General features: G+C 69.3%; 20 protein-coding genes. 9 read left to right on the top strand and 11 right to left on the bottom strand.

Annotated features, from left to right (window positions below; translation table 11 throughout):
* Positions 1 to 49 precede the first annotated feature (49 nt).
* Entirely contained in the window at positions 50 to 1,000 is a 951-nt protein-coding gene (locus BC793_RS39380) for a hypothetical protein (RefSeq protein ID WP_146246665.1), read from the bottom strand.
* Between the two features lie 136 nt (positions 1,001 to 1,136).
* Between BC793_RS39380 and BC793_RS39385 the strand changes: the two genes are divergently transcribed.
* The gene (locus tag BC793_RS39385) at positions 1,137 to 1,586 is read left to right on the top strand and encodes a hypothetical protein (protein ID WP_158319509.1); all 450 of its coding nucleotides are present in this window, start codon (positions 1,137 to 1,139) and stop codon (positions 1,584 to 1,586) included.
* 22 nt (positions 1,587 to 1,608) lie between these two features.
* On the opposite strand, the gene BC793_RS39390 is transcribed toward BC793_RS39385, so the two are convergent.
* Both BC793_RS39390 and BC793_RS39395 read right to left on the bottom strand, forming a co-directional pair.
* Entirely contained in the window at positions 1,609 to 2,208 is a 600-nt protein-coding gene (locus BC793_RS39390) for a hypothetical protein (RefSeq protein ID WP_109601766.1), read from the bottom strand.
* An 87-nt stretch (positions 2,209 to 2,295) separates the two neighbouring features.
* Positions 2,296 to 3,327: an MsnO8 family LLM class oxidoreductase gene (locus BC793_RS39395; RefSeq protein WP_249037404.1), complete on the bottom strand. Its 1,032-nt coding sequence runs from the start codon at positions 3,325 to 3,327 to the stop codon at positions 2,296 to 2,298.
* A gap of 185 nt (positions 3,328 to 3,512) precedes the next feature.
* Between BC793_RS39395 and BC793_RS39400 the strand changes: the two genes are divergently transcribed.
* Genes BC793_RS39400 through BC793_RS39410 form a run of 3 tightly spaced genes read left to right on the top strand, consistent with a single transcriptional unit; the run spans position 3,513 to position 5,871 of the window.
* On the top strand, positions 3,513 to 4,010 hold the full coding sequence (locus BC793_RS39400; protein ID WP_146246666.1) for a hypothetical protein: 498 nt from the start codon (positions 3,513 to 3,515) through the stop codon (positions 4,008 to 4,010).
* Positions 4,007 to 4,528 (top strand): hypothetical protein, encoded by a 522-nt coding sequence (locus BC793_RS39405; protein ID WP_109601711.1) that lies wholly within the window; start codon positions 4,007 to 4,009, stop codon positions 4,526 to 4,528. Before BC793_RS39400 ends, BC793_RS39405 begins: the two co-directional genes overlap by 4 nt.
* Positions 4,525 to 5,871 carry a hypothetical protein gene (locus BC793_RS39410; RefSeq protein WP_109601712.1) on the top strand — a complete coding sequence of 449 codons (1,347 nt, stop codon included), beginning with the start codon at positions 4,525 to 4,527 and terminating at the stop codon, positions 5,869 to 5,871. The genes BC793_RS39405 and BC793_RS39410 overlap by 4 nt, the downstream gene beginning before the upstream one ends.
* A gap of 402 nt (positions 5,872 to 6,273) precedes the next feature.
* On the opposite strand, the gene BC793_RS39415 is transcribed toward BC793_RS39410, so the two are convergent.
* The gene (locus BC793_RS39415; RefSeq protein ID WP_203896540.1) at positions 6,274 to 7,344 is read right to left on the bottom strand and encodes an alpha/beta hydrolase; all 1,071 of its coding nucleotides are present in this window, start codon (positions 7,342 to 7,344) and stop codon (positions 6,274 to 6,276) included.
* Between the two features lie 135 nt (positions 7,345 to 7,479).
* Entirely contained in the window at positions 7,480 to 8,319 is an 840-nt protein-coding gene (locus BC793_RS39420) for an SDR family oxidoreductase (protein ID WP_109601713.1), read from the bottom strand.
* 170 nt (positions 8,320 to 8,489) lie between these two features.
* On the opposite strand from BC793_RS39420, the gene BC793_RS39425 reads away from it, so the two are divergent.
* Complete coding sequence (locus tag BC793_RS39425) at positions 8,490 to 9,365, top strand: helix-turn-helix domain-containing protein (RefSeq protein ID WP_109601714.1); 876 nt, start codon at positions 8,490 to 8,492, stop codon at positions 9,363 to 9,365.
* Positions 9,366 to 9,663: 298 nt separating this feature from the next.
* Complete coding sequence (locus tag BC793_RS39430) at positions 9,664 to 10,017, top strand: hypothetical protein (RefSeq protein WP_146246667.1); 354 nt, start codon at positions 9,664 to 9,666, stop codon at positions 10,015 to 10,017.
* 23 nt (positions 10,018 to 10,040) lie between these two features.
* Here BC793_RS39430 and BC793_RS39435 read toward each other — a convergent pair whose 3' ends face one another.
* The 3 genes from BC793_RS39435 to BC793_RS50830 form a co-directional block, all read right to left on the bottom strand.
* Entirely contained in the window at positions 10,041 to 10,691 is a 651-nt protein-coding gene (locus tag BC793_RS39435; RefSeq protein WP_109601716.1) for a hypothetical protein, read from the bottom strand.
* A gap of 252 nt (positions 10,692 to 10,943) precedes the next feature.
* Entirely contained in the window at positions 10,944 to 11,849 is a 906-nt protein-coding gene (locus BC793_RS39440) for a hypothetical protein (RefSeq protein ID WP_109601717.1), read from the bottom strand.
* A gap of 9 nt (positions 11,850 to 11,858) precedes the next feature.
* Positions 11,859 to 12,281 carry a hypothetical protein gene (locus BC793_RS50830; protein WP_146246668.1) on the bottom strand — a complete coding sequence of 141 codons (423 nt, stop codon included), beginning with the start codon at positions 12,279 to 12,281 and terminating at the stop codon, positions 11,859 to 11,861.
* A gap of 197 nt (positions 12,282 to 12,478) precedes the next feature.
* On the opposite strand from BC793_RS50830, the gene BC793_RS39445 reads away from it, so the two are divergent.
* Positions 12,479 to 13,336: an AfsR/SARP family transcriptional regulator gene (locus BC793_RS39445; RefSeq protein WP_109601718.1), complete on the top strand. Its 858-nt coding sequence runs from the start codon at positions 12,479 to 12,481 to the stop codon at positions 13,334 to 13,336.
* A gap of 121 nt (positions 13,337 to 13,457) precedes the next feature.
* Entirely contained in the window at positions 13,458 to 13,940 is a 483-nt protein-coding gene (locus BC793_RS50835) for a hypothetical protein (RefSeq protein ID WP_203896538.1), read from the top strand.
* On the opposite strand, the gene BC793_RS39455 is transcribed toward BC793_RS50835, so the two are convergent.
* The 3 genes from BC793_RS39455 to BC793_RS39465 all read right to left on the bottom strand — a co-directional run bounded on the left by BC793_RS39455 (position 13,887) and on the right by BC793_RS39465 (position 16,399).
* Positions 13,887 to 14,876, bottom strand: coding sequence for a lantibiotic dehydratase C-terminal domain-containing protein (locus BC793_RS39455; RefSeq protein ID WP_109601719.1), 990 nt, complete (start codon positions 14,874 to 14,876; stop codon positions 13,887 to 13,889). The two genes, BC793_RS50835 and BC793_RS39455, sit on opposite strands and share 54 nt — an antisense overlap.
* On the bottom strand, positions 14,873 to 16,120 hold the full coding sequence (locus tag BC793_RS39460; RefSeq protein ID WP_109601720.1) for a coproporphyrinogen-III oxidase family protein: 1,248 nt from the start codon (positions 16,118 to 16,120) through the stop codon (positions 14,873 to 14,875). Before BC793_RS39460 ends, BC793_RS39455 begins: the two co-directional genes overlap by 4 nt.
* Before the next feature lie 99 nt (positions 16,121 to 16,219).
* Entirely contained in the window at positions 16,220 to 16,399 is a 180-nt protein-coding gene (locus BC793_RS39465) for a thiocillin/thiostrepton family thiazolyl peptide (protein ID WP_109601721.1), read from the bottom strand.
* A gap of 244 nt (positions 16,400 to 16,643) precedes the next feature.
* On the opposite strand from BC793_RS39465, the gene nocL reads away from it, so the two are divergent.
* Complete coding sequence (nocL, locus tag BC793_RS39470; protein WP_158319510.1) at positions 16,644 to 17,810, top strand: 3-methyl-2-indolic acid synthase; 1,167 nt, start codon at positions 16,644 to 16,646, stop codon at positions 17,808 to 17,810.
* The last annotated feature ends 8 nt before the right edge of the window (positions 17,811 to 17,818 follow it).

The raw sequence follows: 17,818 nt of genomic DNA on the forward strand, positions 1-17,818 counted from the left end.
TCTCCCCGACCGTTGCCGGCTTCACCGTTCGGCTATGACGGCAACTCGATCAGCCGGGATCGGATCCGGGATCGCTGCCGCGGGCGGCCTGTATCTCGGCCAGGTGGCGTTCGCCGATCGCGGGGTACTGGTGGCAGAGCTGCTCCGCGCGGTCCAGGCTGTCGGTCGTGGCGAAGATCCGGTGATGCTTCAGCAGGAGCGTGACAAGCGTTTCCGCATGTGGTTCGGCGGCTTCCCGTGGAGGGCCCGCGAGTTCGACGGCGTCGGACTGCATCACCACCGCGTTCGCCAGGGCTTCAGGGTCACCGGTGTTCCGGTACCAGCGTGCCTGCAGGTCGGCCCGGAGAACCTGCAGCTCGATCATGATGCCCGTCCGTGATCGCATCCACCAGGCGCATTCGTCACTGAGCGCGATCGCCGGCTCCAGATCGCCCGGCTCGTCGCGGGTGGACAGGAACTCGGCCGCGTAGACCATGCAGCCGGGGACGTCGTCGTCGTTGGCGAAACCGATATGGCCATAGAGGAGCTTCTTGATCGTACGGTCGACGGCGCGTTGATCCCCCGTCCGCTGGGCCGCCCGCCCCCGTTTGATGATCCCGTCCGACTTGGGCGACAGGAACAGCGGCCCCATGGCGGTGAGCCGGCCGCGGTTGCGTCGCCGGGACTCGGACAGATCGATCAGTCGCGCCGTCAGGTGTCGCACGGAATTCAAGGATCTCTGGACCATCAGGGCGACAGCGACGCTGATGAGGACGGCGGCCGCTCCGAGGGCTGAACGCCCGTCGCGGAGCCACTCGACGCCGTGAGCGGCCAGGACGAAGCAGCCGCCGACGACCACGACGCTGAACCGCAGACGCGGACCCTGCCGTGCCCGGACCCAGTCGATCAGTGATGCACCGGCGAGTGCGAGGGGAATGGTGATCCACAGATTGCCGCCCCCCACGACATAACCGCCGTACGCGACCAGGACGAAGCCGAGAACCGTGGGCAGGACGCTCATCCACACAGGATGGCTTCGCGCCGCGGCACTTTCAACTTCGTCGATCGGTGCTGCGAGTTCGCCAGGAACGCAAGTCACGGTGATCTGAGTATGTCCGGGTCGTGGTGGGAACCTACGGCCCATGGCCGAGGAGCGGGTGAAACGCAGTCGGGGCGATGCACTGCTGGATCGGCTCGGCGGGCCGCCCGGCCTGTACGCGGCGGCGTGTGTGGCGTGGACCGTGGCGTGGTTCCCGTTTCGTCTGCTGCTCGACAGAGGCGATCCGATCGCCGAGATCGTGGCCGCCAGCGGACTGCGGGGAGCCCTCTTCGCCCTGGGGTGGATGGCGCTCGGGTGGGCGCAGCGGACCTATCCCCGAGCCGCCGGCCGCCGCGATGACCGTCCACCGCTCACCGCATCGCAGCGCCGGGTGCGGGCTCATCGCGGTGCGGTCGTCGGCCTGGGCATCGGCGTGCCGTTCTTCGGGGGCCTCATCTTCTTGACGTTGAGCACCGGCCGATCGGCGGGGTACACCGTGTGCTTCGCCGTCCTACTGGTCGGCATCATCGCCGTCGCGGTGACTGCTCTGGCAAGAGAGCCGTCCTGATTCGCCCGCCGTTCCGCGCGGGTCAGAGGCAGGGCGGCGTGTAGCGGTCGATACGCAGGCCGCGGAACTCGATCCTGTTGGCCGTCTTGCCGACGAAGACGAAACCGCGCGCCTCGGTACGGGCCGTCTCGAACGAGTGGGCGGGCTCCCCGAGTTCGGGTACCGATGTCCAGGCGTGCGGCCGCAGGCTGAAGAACCGGGTCACCGTACGCCCGCGGGTGGAGGGGATGAGGGTGGCCCACTGTGCACCGCCGCTCCAGTGCGATGCCGGCCGCAGTTGCAGGTAGAGGTCGTCGGTGGCGCTGTAGGTCAGCAGGAACCCGGCCGAGCGTGACAGGTCGGCCTGCGCCTCGAACTCGTTGGCCAGCCACAGGACCGCCACGTGCCACTCGGTGCCGACGAACTCGATGCGTGCGGCGTATTTCCCGTGCCCGCGCACCGGGACCAGCATGCTGCCGGTCGCGGGAATCGTGGCGCCCTCCCCGCTGGCCAGCCACTGCTGGTACCGGTTGATCGACGGGGTGGCGCACTCCCCGTGATGGCCGGTGACCGAGGCCGAGGCCGGCGCCGGCGCCACGGTGACGGCCAGAACCACAGCGACGGCAAGCAACGACTTCCGCACGACGAACCTCCGGGCCACGAATAAGTAAGGCTTGTTAAGAGTTGCCTACTCATTCAGTAACATCAATAGCCTTGGGTCGGGAATTCCTCACCGACCCGGTTCGACCGGGGCCACCGTCGACGGCTCACGACCGAACAAGGCGGCCAGAGCCGCGTCCGAGGCGGCGAGAGCGGCCCGGTCGAAGGTGCTGCCCGAGGCGACGATCTCCGCCGCCCCGGTGCGGTCGGCCAGTTCCGCGAGCGCGCGTTCGACCCGGGCCGGCGTACCGGCGACCGCGGCGGCGACGGTCTGCTCCAGATACTGCTGCTGGCGCGGCGTGCGGCTCGCGACACGGACCGCGGCCACCGGTTCCAACGGCGGAAACACCCCGGTCGTACGGCCGCACGCCATCGCCCATGCTTCGGGTAACAGCAGGTCGGCGGCCTCGGCTGCGGTGTCGGCGATCAGCACGTCCAGGCTGATCGCCACCCACGGTTGCGGCTGCTGCGGGGACGGCCGGAAGGCACGCCGGTATCCGGCCAGCGCTGCCAGGCCGGGCTCCGGGTCGCCGCCGACTCCCAGCAGGGGGCCGCCCACGATCACCGGCAGTCCGAGTTCGGCTGCCACCCGCAGTCCGGTTCCGGTGGCCAGCACGTACAGCGGCAGGGCGCCCTGCGGTTGCGGGTGCAGGCTGATCTCCGCCGTCCCGGCGAGGTAGGCGCGGAGCTCGACGAGGTCCGCCGTGAAGTCGTTGTCGGCCTGCCGCAGCGCTCGGCGTACCGGCGCGGTGAAGCCGGGTGACCGGCCGAGTCCCAAATCGACCCGGCCGGTCGCGAAAGCGGTCAGCGTGGCGAATTGCTCGGCGACGACGAGCGGCTGGTGGTGGGGCAGCATGACGCCGGCGGAGCCGATCCGGATGGTCGTCGTCGCGCCGGCGACGGCAGCCAGCAGCACCGCCGGCGACGCGCCGGCGATCCCGGGTACCCCGTGATGCTCGGCGACCCAGAACCGGTGGTAGCCGAGCCGTTCGGCCTGGACGGCCCGGGCCACCGTGGCCCGCAGCGACACGGACTCGGCCTCGCCGACGCGGGTTCGGGACCGGTCCAGAAGGGACAGCCGCGGTGGGTGGTCGATCACCACCGTTCCAGCGCCGCCGGGGCGGGGCTTGTTCCCGCGCCGCCGGTCCGGCCGTTCCGCATGATCGCTTATGCCTCCGGTGTCCTTGATTCGACACCGAACGGCACGACGGTTCGCCATCCGGTTCCTGACATCGGCCGTACCAGCAGACGGAAAACCACCATCGGACGACTGTGAAGGATTCTCTGATGCGTACGCCGAAATCAGTCCGCTCCGTGTCGACGGCACTGGTGGTCCATGGACTTCTGCTCGCCGGGTGCTCGTCGCCGGAGACGTACGACTACTCCGCACCGGCCGCCGCGCCGACGACCACCACGGCGCGGCAGGTCGAGGAGAAGACCACGGTGAACCAGCCGCCCCGCCCCGAAGGCACCGTGCCCAGGCTCGTCCTGGGGAGCTGGCACGGCGGCCAGGACAACCGCACCGACTACCGATTCATCGCCACGTCGAAAGGTCAGTACCAGCTGGAACACAAAGAGACTCCGGCGATACCCGCCTTCGTCGAGAAGGGCTGGATCGTGGGCGACGCCGACGAGATCCTGCTGCGCCCGGTGCTGGCCGACGGCGTACGAACGCAGGAGCGCACAGCCTCCTGGACCCGGCTGCCCAACAGCGTCGGCGTCGACATCCTGGTCGTCTCCGATCCGCTGTTCGGCGAACTGACCTACGTTCCGGCAGACCGATGAGACGCGAAGGAGCCACGGCGTGCGCACTGCTGTTCCTCCTGACGGGCTGTGACGCACCGTCCGAGCCCGCACCGCGGCCCGCACCTCCGCCGGGCGTCACCTCCGCGCCGGAGCCGACCTCCGGACCGGCGTGCACCGCCGCCGCGTCGACGGTCGCTCCCGCCGCCGAGCATCTGGCCGGCGACTGGGTCTGCACGGGCGCGACCACCGAGATGCGCTTCCGGTTCTCGGCGGACGGACGGTACGCGTCGCGTGAGTCGCTGGAGTACAACGCGGCGACCGGCCGGTTCGTCTTCCACCGTGATCAGGAAGGCGCGTACCGGGCAACGGGGAACCGCCTCGAACTGACCCCGTCGCGTTCCACCCGGACCCGGCGGGCGCCCGACGACCCGGCGAACGACTACGTCGACAAACCGGAGGTGTTGACGCCGAGGCTGTTCAACTTCCAGGCCACCCCGACCAAGCTAAATCTGCACGAGGACGGCGGCTATGCGCTGGTGCTGGTGCCGGTCGGATGAGAACCCGGATCCGGCTGCAGATCGCGGCGATCGCCGTCGGGGCGGCTCTCACGGCCGTCGCCGGCTGGGACTACAGCGAGGCGTCGAGCGCCTGGCAGGAGGCGATCAGGGACGAGGTGACCCGTGCCGGTACGGACCAGGACGACGTACGCCGGGTGTACGCCAACGAGGGCCCGAACGCCTATCGCCTGGCCGTCACCGAGATCAGGGCGGCCGCGCTGACCGTACCGGCGAGAACCGACCCCACCGCCCGGACGCAACAGGAGATCGCCGCCGAGTCGGCATTCGCGCTGCGCAGCGCCGCCAAACCCGGAACGCTCCTCGGCGAACGCCGGTACGACCTGCCCGACGGCGGCTCGGACCTGGCCGGGCGGCTGGCGGATGTCCGTGCCTCCCACGCTCCGCCACCCGAACCGGACGACGCCGACCGCAAGGGTGACGGATTGGCTCGCCGGGCCTGGAACACCTCGGTGCTCACCGCGGCCTTCACCGGGCTCATCGCCGTCGGCGCCTCCATCCGGCGGCGACGACCGGCCGTGCCGGTGCCGGTGGCGGTGCCGGTCGAGTTCGTGCCGCAACCGGCACTGGCCACCCCGGATCAGCGACGCGCGTCGTACCTCCTGTTGATCATCTGGGCCGCCGGTGTCCTGATCCCGTTCGTGCAGCTGGCCTACAGCAGTCAGGAGCAGCGCTACCAGGCGGACGCCGCCCGGCACAGTGTGCAGGCACGCAGTGACGAGAGCGTCAGCCGCACCCGGACGGAGTTCAGCGACACCGCCATGGAGACCGCACAGGAGAGCGACGTCGCGGCGACCGCGCGCCAGATCTCCGCCGCCTACCAGGGCGACCGTGCCGCCGAGGCGGCAGCGGTGCTCGCCCAGGTCGAGACGACAGCGGCCGAACGCAGCGTCGTGGTGGCGCACGCGATGGCCCGGGTATCCCCGGAGACGCCACTGGCCCGGGCGCTGACGACGCAGCAGCACGACTGGGACCGCCTGACCGACCTGTCCGCCCGGGAGACCCGGAGAGCCGACAGCGCCAGCCGGGTCGCGAACATGCTCCTGGCGCTGATCGCCCTGGTGGCGCTGATCGGGCCCGTCATCGAATACCGCCGCAGCCAACGCGAGGAGGCCCGTGCCGGAGCCGCACCCGCTCCGACTCCCGTTACCGAACCGGCCGTCGAGGTCGCCGCCGCAGCGGTACCCGCTACGGGACCCGGGTCGCGCTTCGTGACCGGGCTCGCCGCCGGTTCGACGTTCGGGATGATCGCGGCGCTGTGGCTCACCCGGAGAATACGTGTCGAACGTGCGGGTTCTCCCGACACCTCCGCCCGTAATAGGTGACTCGCTGAGTTTGCTCGTATCCGGAACCGGCGTAGCGCCCAGCCGGCAGCGGTCGGTCAGCCAACCGCTCATGAACAGCACCGAGTGACATTCAGCGACTCGGCGGGGACGATCTCGTACACCCGGAACATGGTTGGGTATCTGGTCGTCGCACGCATTTGTGCACCGGCTTGTCGAAGGGAGCATGAGGGCCCGGGATCTGCTTGGTGGCGGGCCGTCAGCTGCGTTCGACGCGCATGTCGACGGTGTCGGGAAGCGTGTTGAAGACGCTCAGGTCGACGGCGTGGCAGCGGGAGTATCGGTGTCATCGGAGGAGCACCCCGCGCGGTGGCTGTCGGCCAGGTCCGAGCGACCCACGTGGATGGAGCGCCGCTCTCGACGCCGGATGAAGGCTGACCGGAGTCAGGCGGTGGCGAGGGTGCGTTTGAAGAACGGGGCCAGCTTGGCCGCCGCCGTCGTTGCGCCCGGGCCGTCGTACAGCTCCATATGGGTCTTGCCGGGAATGATGAATAGTTCTTTGTCTTTCGACGCGGCCCTGGTGTGCAGTTCGCGGCTGTGCCACAACGAGCCGGCCTCGCTACCGGCGATGATCAGCAGCGGCTGGGTGATGAAGGTGTCCGCGCCTTCGAAGCCGGTGAACGACGCCAGCGTGCTGGTGCTCGTCATCAGCATCCTGTTGGTCGAGGTCGGGTGGTGGCCGCGTGCCGTCAGGTAGTAGTCGGCGGCTTCCTGAAGGTCGCGGGGCGCCGTGGTGTCGCCGAGCGCGGGCACGTAGGGCACATAGACCGGTGCGGCGCCGGCGGCTTCGGCGGAGCGCTGCGCGGCGACCGCGTTCAAGGTCTCGATCGTGGCGGACTCGAGGGTGTCGCCTTCCCAGCCCTTGCGGGTTGCCGCGCCGACGTCGACCGCGCTGACGGTGGCGAGGGCCTTGATCCGCCGTTCGGTCATCGACGCCTTGACCGTGATGCCGCTGCCGGCGCAGGCGCCCAGGGCACCGATGCGCTGGTCGTCGACGTACGGCAGCGTGGTGAGGTAGTCGACGGCACTGTAGAAGTCGCCGACCCGCTTCATCGGATCGTCGAGACAACGGGGCAGGCCGCCGCTCGCACCCTGGTGGGAGGCGTCGAACGCCAGGGTGACGAACCCTTCTCCGGCGAGTTTCAGCGCGTACAGGCCGGCCACCTGTTCCTTGACGCCACCGCCGGGGTGAACCACGACGACGGTGGGGTACGTACGCCGCTTGCTGAAGCCCTTCGGCAGGTAGACGTTGCCGGACATGGTGATGTCGTTGTTCTTGAACGCGACGCCACGGACGGTCACGTCACCGATCCGTGCAGTCGATCCGGCGGTACGCGGCGTGGGCGCCGGTGCCGCCGAGGCGCTACGGGGAATCAGCAGACCCGCTGACACGATGGAGCCACCCACGATGAGGTTGCGGCGGCTCAAGCGGGCCTTGTTCTCGTTCTCGCTCACTGGATTGCCTTCCTAGCTAGGGGCCGATTTCGGCAGTGGATGCGTCTGTGGCGGACATCGGCGGATCCTGATGGTCAGGACGGTCATCACCGGCCGGGCATTCAGCCCCAGCGGGCAGGGGTCTGCGTTTGCTGCTCAGGCGTCGTGGGCCAGGGACGATGACAGCTCGCGGTGGGCGCCGGCCTGCTCGAGCAGGGTTTTCGCCTTGTGCTCCAGAGCGCCGACGGCGTCGGCGCCGGCTACCCACCGCGCCGGTGGCTCCTCGGTGCCGGTGAGCTGTACGAGCGCGGCGGCGAGCTTGGCCGGGTCGCCGCCCTGCAGGCCGTTCATGCCGCTCCACGCGGTGACGGTCTGCTTGGTGCGCTCGGCGTAGTCGGCGATGCTCGGTTCGGCGTAGCTGGTCGATTCCGGGGTGAGCAGGTCGGTGCGGAAGAAGCCGGGCTCGACGATCATGGTGCGGATCCCGAACGGCGCGACCTCCGGAGCGAGGGATTCCATCCAGCCTTCGACGGCGAACTTCGACGCCGCGTACGCCGAGGTGAACTCCCCGCCGAGGAAACCGGCGGTCGACGAGATCGTCACGACCAGCCCGGAACGCTGCGCGCGCATCACCGGCAGCACGGCGCGGGAGACGTTCAGCGGGCCGAACAGGTTCGTCTCGATCTGGGCCCGGAAGCCGTCCGGGGTGATCTCCTCGAAGAACCCGGCGATGAAGTTGCCCGCGTTGTTGACCAGCACGTCGACGCGGCCGAACCGGTCCACGGCGGCCCGCACGGCGGCCTGCACACTCGCCGGGTCGGTGACGTCCAGCCGCACGGTCAGCAGATCGGCGGCGGCGCCGACGGCCTTCTCCACCTTCTGCGGGTCGCGGCCGGTCGCGACGACGGCGTACCCGGCGGCCAGGGCGGCCTTCGCGATGTCCGCGCCCATGCCGCGGCTCGCGCCGGTGACGAGCAGAACCTTCTTCTCGACCATGTTGCTCACGTCCTCTTTCAGGAAACCACCGCGGTCTTGCAGGACCGCAAGAACCGGGGAAGCGGTGACGTCATCCAGAGAACCGTTCTCCCTCAGAACGGAGAAGATGCTGCTGGAAGGTGTACTGACAGCCCACCACTCGCACCGGCGAACCGACCTAGCCTGAAGAGGTGGACAACCGTGACGAGGTAAAAGCCTTCCTCAGCTCCCGCCGCGCGAAGATCACTCCCGAGCGGGCCGGTCTGACGAACTACAACCGCAACCGCCGGGTGCCGGGACTGCGGCGCAGCGAGGTCGCCGACCTGGCCGGGGTCAGCGTCGAGTACTACGCCCAACTCGAACGCGGCAATCTCGCCGGCGCCTCCGACAGCGTCCTGGACGCCCTCGCCCGAGCACTGCACCTCGACGAGGCCGAGCAACAGCATCTGACCGCTCTGGCTCGCGCCGCCGGATCCGGCAGCCGCCCCCGCCGCAACGCGCCCGTTCAGCAGATCCGCCCGAGCATCGCCCGGGTCCTCGACCTGATGACCGAGATTCCGGCGTTCGTCGGCAACGGTCGCGGCGACGTCCTCGCCGCCAATCCTCTCGCGCAGGCGCTGTACGCGCCGATGTTCGACGACCCCAAGCGTCCCGCCAATCACGCCCGGTTCGCATTCCTCAACCCTTGCGCCAGAGACTTCTGGCGCGACTGGGAACGCATCGCCACCTTCACCGTCGCCATGCTGCGCACCGAAGCCGGCCGCGACCCCTACGACCGGGCGTTGACCGACCTGGTCGGTGAACTCTGTACCCGCAGCGAGGAATTCCGGGCCCGTTGGGCCGATCACGACGTACGGCTGCACAGCACCGGCATCAAACAGTTCCGGCACCCGGTTGTCGGCGACCTCGACCTGAATTTCGAGACCATGCAGGTGACCGCCGACCCGGGCCTCGTGATGACGCTGCTCAGCGCCCCGGCCGGATCCGCCGCCGCCGATGCCCTGCGGCTCCTGGCGAGTTGGGCCGCGACCCGCGACCAGGCTCCGGCGTCCCCCGAGCCCCGGTAGCGAAGTGACCGGGCGAATCGGTATCCGGCGCCGGCATCACCGACACGGAGACACCACCACAAGCTGACGACCTACAGACGATCCCGCCGAGTCCGAGGGCCGTCCACTCGGATGGACTTCGGGCATCTGACGTGGGTACGGATGGCATGCGGAGGCAGAACGCTACTGAGTGACCCGAGCCCGCAGCCGATCGGCATCTACGGCACGTTGTCTCATGAGACACGGCTGGTCGGGAGAACGACGGCTCGCGGTGACGACGATCTCGAACGGTCCGGGGCCTGACGGCGTACACGTCGACATGGCAGAGGCCGAAACCACGTCCGCACCGCTTCACCACCGCGCCCTGCCGGTGGTCGCTCCCGTCCTGCTGATCGTTTATCTCGCAGCCGTCGCCGTGCTCGGCGTCGCCGTCGCCGGCGACCGCGTCGAGCTGAAGATGATGACCGTGGCGTACCTACCGCTACCCGCGATCGCCTTCGCGCTCCCGATCTGGACCGATCACCGCCGGCGGCGCGCCACCGACGCGAAGGTCCGCCAGGAGCTGTTCCGGCGGGTCGTCGCCGAGCTGATGATCAGCGTGGTCCTGCTCGGCGGTTCCCTCTACCAGGTCGCCACGGTGCCCCAGTTCTACTTCACCGTCCTGTACGGGTAGAGGCAGCGGCCGAACCGACCTGGCTAAGCCACCCACCACCAGCCGTCGCCCACTTCCCGTTGCGGATGTCCGAAGTCCCCGGCGGCGGTGGTGACGGTCGTCTTCCCGGTGGGCGGTTCGATGAAGTAGGCGAGGCCGGTCCCCGATTCGGCCCGCCAGTTCTGCCACATCTGCACGAACAGCACGGTGGGACTGGCATAGGCGATGCCCGACGGGGACAGGGGACGCACGTCGGACGGCAGGGTCACCTCGCCGCGCAGGCGGCCCGCCCGGTAGTCCTCGGCCAGTGCGGCCAGTGCGGTGCGATGCGCCTGGTACCGGTAGTCGATGTAGTCGCCCTCCGAGTCCTGCCGGGTGGCGACGACGACGGCGGTGGCGGCGAGAACCAGGCTCACCAGGGCGACTCCCCACGACCGTTGCACGCAGGCGACCAGAATCATCGTGACCGACACCAGGGCGGCGAGGAGGAAGGCCACGAACAGCAGCGACAGCCCGAGGTAGAACCCGCCGAACAGCGGGACCTGGGCTCGCCACATGAGCGGTATCAGCAGCAGCCAACCGGCGCTGCCGATGACCGTCTGAACCAGGCCACGACGGCTCCACACCCGTGTCCCGGGCCTGGTGGGTGCCGCGACGTCGTCCTGCCGTTCGAACGAGTCCCCCAAGAACGTCATCCGATTCCCCCGTGCTCGACGAACTACTGCCGGATGGTCATAGCGTCGATGCTGCGCCCACGGTCGCGGTCGGTGGAAGGCTCTGCACGAAACCTCCACACGAACTCCCGGCCACCTACATCGGGGAATCCTCCGGATCGAGCGGAACATCGGCGGCGACCAGAATCGCCGGATCACCACTCCCCCGGCTTTCAGGAACCGGCTTGAAGGGTGCCGAGGGAGGTCGTGAGCGGGCACTCAAGAACCCGGGGTTCAGAGGCTGGGGAAGACCAGGCTGAAGAACAGTGCCAGGGCTATCGCCCAGATCAGTGAGCCCACGAGCGCGGTCACCCACGGTTGGCGGCTCTTGACCAGCAGGAACGGTGCGTGGATCAAAAACGCGAGCACCTGCCCGAGAACGCCGGTCTCTCGGATGACGCTCAGCAGCTGATCCGAGACGGTGTCCAGGTGGCTCTCCTGGAGTTGTGCCTCCATGCGCTGCGCCACCAGGCCGTAGTAGCCGAACACCGCCGGGAAGAGCCAGAACGGTGAGAGGCGCACCAGCTCGGTCTCGGACAGGCTGTCGAACAGCACCGTGTAGATCACCGCAGCGCCGCCGAGGCCCAGCGCGATCAGGGTTCCGTAGAACGCCCGTAGCCCCTTACCGGCCGGTGCCGGTGGCGGGGACGCCGCTGCGACGGTGGTCACGGGCTGGTGCGGGTGGCCGCACTGCGGGCAGGCCGTCGCCGCGACCGAGATCTTCCACTGGCATGCCTGGCAGGAGGTGAACGCGGGAGCCGGGGGCGCGGTGTCCACAGCACCGGCGGCCGGCCCGGTCTCGTCGCGAGCGGTGGCGGGGACCTCGCCGTGGCCGGGGGCGGGAACCTCGCGTCGGCCGCGGCCGGTGGCCAGGACCACGATGCCGCCGATCAGCCCGGCTGCCGCGGCGACCAGCAGCATGTTCCGGTTGTACCGGGCGTCCTCCAAGCGCCGCAGGGTGCTCTCCGCGTAGTAGGTGAACCGCTCCCGCTCCGCCGCGTCGGCCACGGTGGCGGCCTGCCTCAGCTGCCCGGCGTGTACCCCCGCCTCGTGGTTCGCGTCCTTTCCGGCGGAGATGCCGAGCAGCAGCGGTGGAATGCTCAACACGAACAGCAGAATCCCGGAAGCGCGACGCGACATGCATCTCCCCTATGGACGGGACGCGGACGGCCTGGAGCCCACACCGTAGTCGAGGCTCTCAAGCAAGGGCGGCGAGCCTGTCGCGGCAGTTTCCGGCAGATCGAGCAGCTCTCGATCATCGCCGCCGGTCCCGATCCATTCCGGACGGTGCGGGCGGGCCCCGGCGTGGTCGGCGAACAAACGGATATCCGCGATCAGGGACCGCCGCTCCGGTGTCACCGGACGCCGGGGCGATCGTAAACAGACTTTAAACGACCCGGGATTCCTGCGCAATTTTGAAAACACCCGCAACAATCGGTCATCGATCTTTAATGGAAGAAACAATCCGGCTTCAAGAAACCGCAAAAGGAACATACCAACCGGAGCAAGCGGTACGAATGCCGCGCACCCACCAAGCACGTCCACTCGGAGCGAAGAAGATCGCTCGCTCATATCATATCTATTTGCATCATTGCAATACTCGACTTGTCCAACTCGTGAAAGGTATAACGGACTGGGTGGCGGGTCGGACTGTCCGAACCTGACTCGATACTCCATCGGACCTGGGGACGACATATCGGAAAACGCGAGGCGCAGAAAGATCGAAATAAACTCGCGGCCGGGTCCGGCCATTTCTTCGGGGGACTCTCATGGAGATCGAAGTGCTCGGCCCGCTGGCCGCTGCACACAACGGCACATCGTTCGCGCCGACCGCCGGCAAACCGCGCACCGTGCTGGCGATGCTGGCGCTGCACGCCGGGTCGGTGGTCGCCGTCGATCAGCTGATCACGGAGCTGTGGCCGCACGGGCGGCCTCGCAGTGCCAAGACGATCGTGCAGACCTACATCCTGAGCCTGCGTAACCGGATCGCCAGGTGCCGTCCGAACGGGGATTCGTCCCGGGCGGCCGCCAAGGGGCTGCTGGCCACGCTTCCCGGGGGTTATCAGCTGAACGCTCCGGAGGCCCGGATCGACGTGGTCCAGTTCGAGAAGTTCGCCTGTGCCGGTCACCGGGCCCGCGAGATCGGTGACTTCATCGCCGCGTCCCGGGCGTTCTCCGACGCGCTCACCCTGTGGCGCGGTGGGGCGCTGATGGACGTCCAGCGCGGCCCGCACCTGGACGTCGACGTGCAGCGGCTGGAGGAGGCGCGGCTCAACGTGCTCGACTGCCGCATCGACGCCGATCTGCGGCTGGGCCGGCACCATGAGTTGCTTGGCGAACTGTCCGCCCTGGTCAGTCAGTACCGCACCCACGAGGGGCTGTGTGCCCACCTGATGCTGGCGCTGTACCGGTCCGGGCGGCGGGACGCGGCGGTCAACGCCTACGGCAAGCTGCACACCTGCCTGATCGGGGAACTCGGCCTGGAACCGTCGGCGCCGTTACGGCGGCTGCACCGCACCATGCTGGCCTCCGGCCGCGACACCCAGGACCTCGACACCAGCTGGCACGAGGCCACGACCGAAGGCCGCCACCGCATCGTGACCGGCGACTTCGTGCGCGGCCGCTGACCCGGGGACCGGCCGCTGAACCGGAGTACCAGCTGCTCACCCGAGCAGCGGTGCTGACGCGAGGCCGGCCGTTCACCCGGGGACCGGCCGCTGACCTGAGCCATCCGAGAGGAACGACCCCATGCATTGCACGCTGATCCTGTGGAACCTCGAGCGGTCCGCCCAGACCGTCCAGTCCCTGCGCAGCTACCTCCGTGACCACGCGGTCGACGCGTACGCGCAGGTCGACGGGCTGCGGGAGAAGATCTGGGTGTCGTCGACCGGCCCCGAGGGCGAGATGTGGGGCGCGATCTATCTGTGGGACGACGAGCAGAAGGCGTACGGGCGCCCGCCGGGCGTGTCCCGGGTGGTCGAACTCATCGGGTACGCGCCGACGCAGCGCACCTACTTCAGTGTGGAGGCGGCGGTCACCGGGCCGGGTGTGACCGCGATGCTCGGCGCCGGCATCGGCCTGGCGTTTCAGGATCCGGCCGCGGCCCCGCTGACCCGGCCGCAGGAGTTCGTGCCGGCCGGGGGCGCCGGCCGGCTGATCCGTTCCCCGCGCTACGACTCAGCCGGCGGTGAGCCCGGCGAGCACGGCGACGGGGTCGACACCGAACACTGACTCGCAGGCGCGGCTGACCGCGTGGCACAGGAACCAGCGTTCGGTCAGCGACAGCCCCACGTGGTGCAGGCTGAGATACAGCAGGCTGGTCAGCAGCCGGGTCGTCACGAACGTCGGGTCGGTGTGCAGGAAGGTCTGCAACGTCGTCGACCCGGCGGCGGTGGTGTGGAAGGCGCTGGCGGTGAACGCGGCCGGATCGCCGGAGCCGTCGTGCACGGTCAGGGCGCCGGATGCGACCCGGCGCAGGATGCCGGGTCGTGCGGCGACGACCGCGGCATGCCACTGCGCGGCCGCCGGGGACACCGTCGGGCCGCGGCCGGCGATCTGGTCCAGGATCGCGGTCAGTCGCTGTTCGACCGGGTGGCGTACGGCGGCGAACCGCTCGTCGAACGCACGGCGCGTCACCGCCGGGTCCCGGCTGGTGGCGATGAACGCGTCCGCATGCGAGCGCAGACTCAGCACCCCGATGGGCGCACCGCCGAGCAGCCCGGCGACCCGGTCCGCGCCGGGCACCGCCGGCGGCCCGAGCGCGGGCAGATGCGCCGCCATCAGGTCGAGTACCGCGGCGAGCCGTGCCGACGACGGGGAGTCCGCCGGTGGGCACAGCGTCGCCAGGGTCGGCGTGACGGTGGCGAGGAAGTCGCGGGTCACCTCGGCCAGTGCGGGGCCGGCGAACGCGGACCCCTGCAGCGGAACGATCGTGGCCGTGCGTACCGCCGGGGGGATCGTGTCGTCGGCGAGCCGGCGCAGCGCCGCCGCGGTCCCGCCCGCCGGGCCGCGCGCCTGGACGATCAATCGGCGGCGGCCGGGTTCGCCGGGTTCGCGCAGGAACAGGCCCTGGTCGACGGCGCCGGTCCGTTGCTCGGCGGCCAGCCAGGTGCCGATGGCGGGGATGGGGATCGTGCCCACCGGCACGGGCAGTTCGAGCCAGGTCACGCGCGTTCCGGCTGGGACATCGCCATCTCGAAGGCGAGTTCGATCAGGGTGAGGCCGGCGATGCGGCGGTCCAGGCGGATCCCGCGGTCGTCCTCGACCAGTCCCCGGCCGCGCAGGAACTCGGCGAGGGGTGCGATGGCCGGGCGGTGAAGCACCTCGTCGAGGTCGGTGCCGGTGGAGATCTGCCATTCGGCGCGCAGGATGCCGTCGAACATGGCGAGGCCGGCCTGGAGGAAGGAGATCAGGACGCGGTCCTGGCCGGCGGGCACGTCGATGTCGAAGGCGAGCGGGTCGTCGGCGTACCGGTGCAGCAGGCCCTTCTGGTGTGACGCGAACCGCTGGTCGACCAGCGAGATCGCGCCGGAGCCGAACCCCGCGGTGTCGGCGCGCAGCTGGAAGTACATGGCGGCGAACGGCGAGACGCGGCCGAAGTAGCCGTTGGCGTACTCGGGCAGGCCGGCGTCCTCGATGCGGCGGCGGGCGCCGGTGAACAGCACCTGCTGGCGGCGCAGGTAGTCGCGGCGCTCGGCCGGGTCGAGGCTGCGCCGCAGGAACGTGCCGGGTGTGGGCCGGAACGAGTACAGCGACAGGTGGCTCAGCGGCAGGGCGAGCGCCGCCTCGACGGTGCGGTTCATCTCGTCGGCGTCCTGGTCGGGGAAGCCGGACATGATGTCGATCGACACCTCGTCGAAGCCGGCCTCGCGGGCCGCGTGCACGATGCGGCGTGCCTGGTCGGCGCTGTGGCGGCGGCCCAGTCGCCGCAGCCGGTCGTCGTCGAACGACTGCACGCCGCTGGACACCCGGTTGAAGCCGAGTCCGCGGTAGAACCGCAGTTTCGCCGCGTCGACGGTGTCCGGGCTGCATTCGATGGTGCACTCGGCCACGGTGGACAGGTCGAAGGCGTCGTGCAGGGCGCCCATCACCCGTTCGGTCTCGCGTTCGTCGAGGCTGCTCGCCGTGCCGCCACCCCAGTAGACGACGTACGGCACGTGGCCGGCGGCGGTCAGGGCGGCGCCGCGCTGCGCGATCTCGTGACACAGCGCGGACAGGTAGCGCTCCCGCACCGGATCACCGGGTTTACGCAGCAGATCCTTGGTGGGAATGGCCTGCACCCAGTCGCAGAAAGAACATTTCGAATGGCAGAACGGCACGTGGACGTAAATCATCAGCATGCGTCTGTCGAGGGTGCTCGACGGCAGATCAGGAAGGTGCGATGACAGGTTCTCGGTGGTGGTCGTCGACATGGGCCGTCCTTTCCGGGCGGATTCTGCGGCACCGCATTCCGGTGCCCCGCGGCGGGGCCGAGAAGCGCCGCGGGGCACCGGATCAGGCGAACAGGCGCGTCAGGACGAGCAGCTGCAGCAGCACTCGCACGTGGTGCACGACGCCGACATGACCTTGGCGACGACCTCGCTGTCCTCGAGGCGGTTGTCGTCGAGGAACTCGGAGATCTCGAGCGACTCGATGTCCAGTGCCGACAGGTCGGCGGCGTTCGTCTCGGTTGCCCTCAGCTCAGCGGACATGGAACACCTCACTTTCGTAATGGCTTTGTCTGCGGGAACGGCCCTGAGAAGAAACCTAGGAACGCCGATCGTCGGGTGTCAACGTGGCGAGCATTTTTCCGAGCGATTCGGGCAGGCCGCTAAAACCTCACTCAAAAAGCGCTAGAAAGTCGCCACAAGCGGGGTCAAGAAAGCTTGCCCAGCGCAGGGTCGGCTCGATAGGAATGCGTTCGGCATGGACGTTGGCGCTGCAGAGAGGACTGTCATGAGCGACTACATCCCGCCGGACCTCGAGGAGGTCCGTGCCGAGGCGGCCACCGTCGACACGCAGGCCGCCCTGGCACTGGGCCCCGGCGAGGAACCGTCGGCGTCACGGCCGGCGGTCGCGCTGGCCCTGTGGCAGGACCGGCAGATCAGCACCGAACGGCTGCAGCACGCCGCGGAACTGCGGGTCGCGCGGCTGCGGCCCCGGCTGCACACGTTCGTGCCGCTCTACACCACCAACCACTGCGACTCCGAATGCAAGATGTGCTCGATGCGCAAGGGCAACGCGCGGATGATCCGCAAGTTCTCCGGCAAGAACGAGATCATCGACCAGCTGCGCATCCTGTACCGCAGTGAGGGTGTCCGCGGCGTCGGTTTCCTCACCGGCGAGTACCAGGACAAGTACACCCGGCTCAGCACCGCGTTCCGGATCGGCTGGGCCATGCGCACCGCCCTGGACATGGGCTTCGAGCGGATCTACTTCAACATCGGCAGCATGGAGCCGGACGAGATCGACGTCCTGGCCGAGTGGATCACCCGGGACGAGCCGGTGACCATGTGCGTGTTCCAGGAGACCTACGACCGTGAGTCGTACCGGCGGTTCATGGGCAAGACCAGCACCGACGTGCCCAAGGCCGACTACGACCGCCGGGTGGCGTCGTTCGACAGGTGGCTGGACGCCGGGTTCCGCTACGTCAACCCGGGGGTGCTCGTCGGGCTGCACGACGACGTCGCCTCGGAGATCGTGCGGCTGGTCGCGCACGGCGACCACCTGCGCCGGCGCAACGCCGTCGTCGACCTGTCGCTGCCGCGGATGCGGCCGGCGATGACATCACGCGACAGCACCCGGATCGGTGACGACGACTACCTGCGGATGATGGCGGCGGTCGCCTTCACCTGCCCCGACCAGCGGCTCGTGCTGACCACCCGGGAACCGCAGGAGTTCCAGGACCGGGCGATCGGCCTGGCCGGTGTGATCAGCCCCGGCAGTCCCGACGTCGCGCCGTACCGCGAGGACGCGCAGGCCTGCAACTCGGCCGACACCTCGCAGTTCCTGGTCGCCGACCTGCGGCGGCCGCGGCACATCCTGAGCCGCATCGAGGCCGGCGGCACCGAGGTGAGCCACTTCGCGAACCCGGCGGCCACCGGAGTCGTCACGGTCGGCTGACCGGGCAC

Origin of the sequence: Actinoplanes xinjiangensis, from assembly GCF_003148685.1 — a bacterium.
GTDB classification, from domain to species: domain Bacteria; phylum Actinomycetota; class Actinomycetes; order Mycobacteriales; family Micromonosporaceae; genus Actinoplanes; species Actinoplanes xinjiangensis.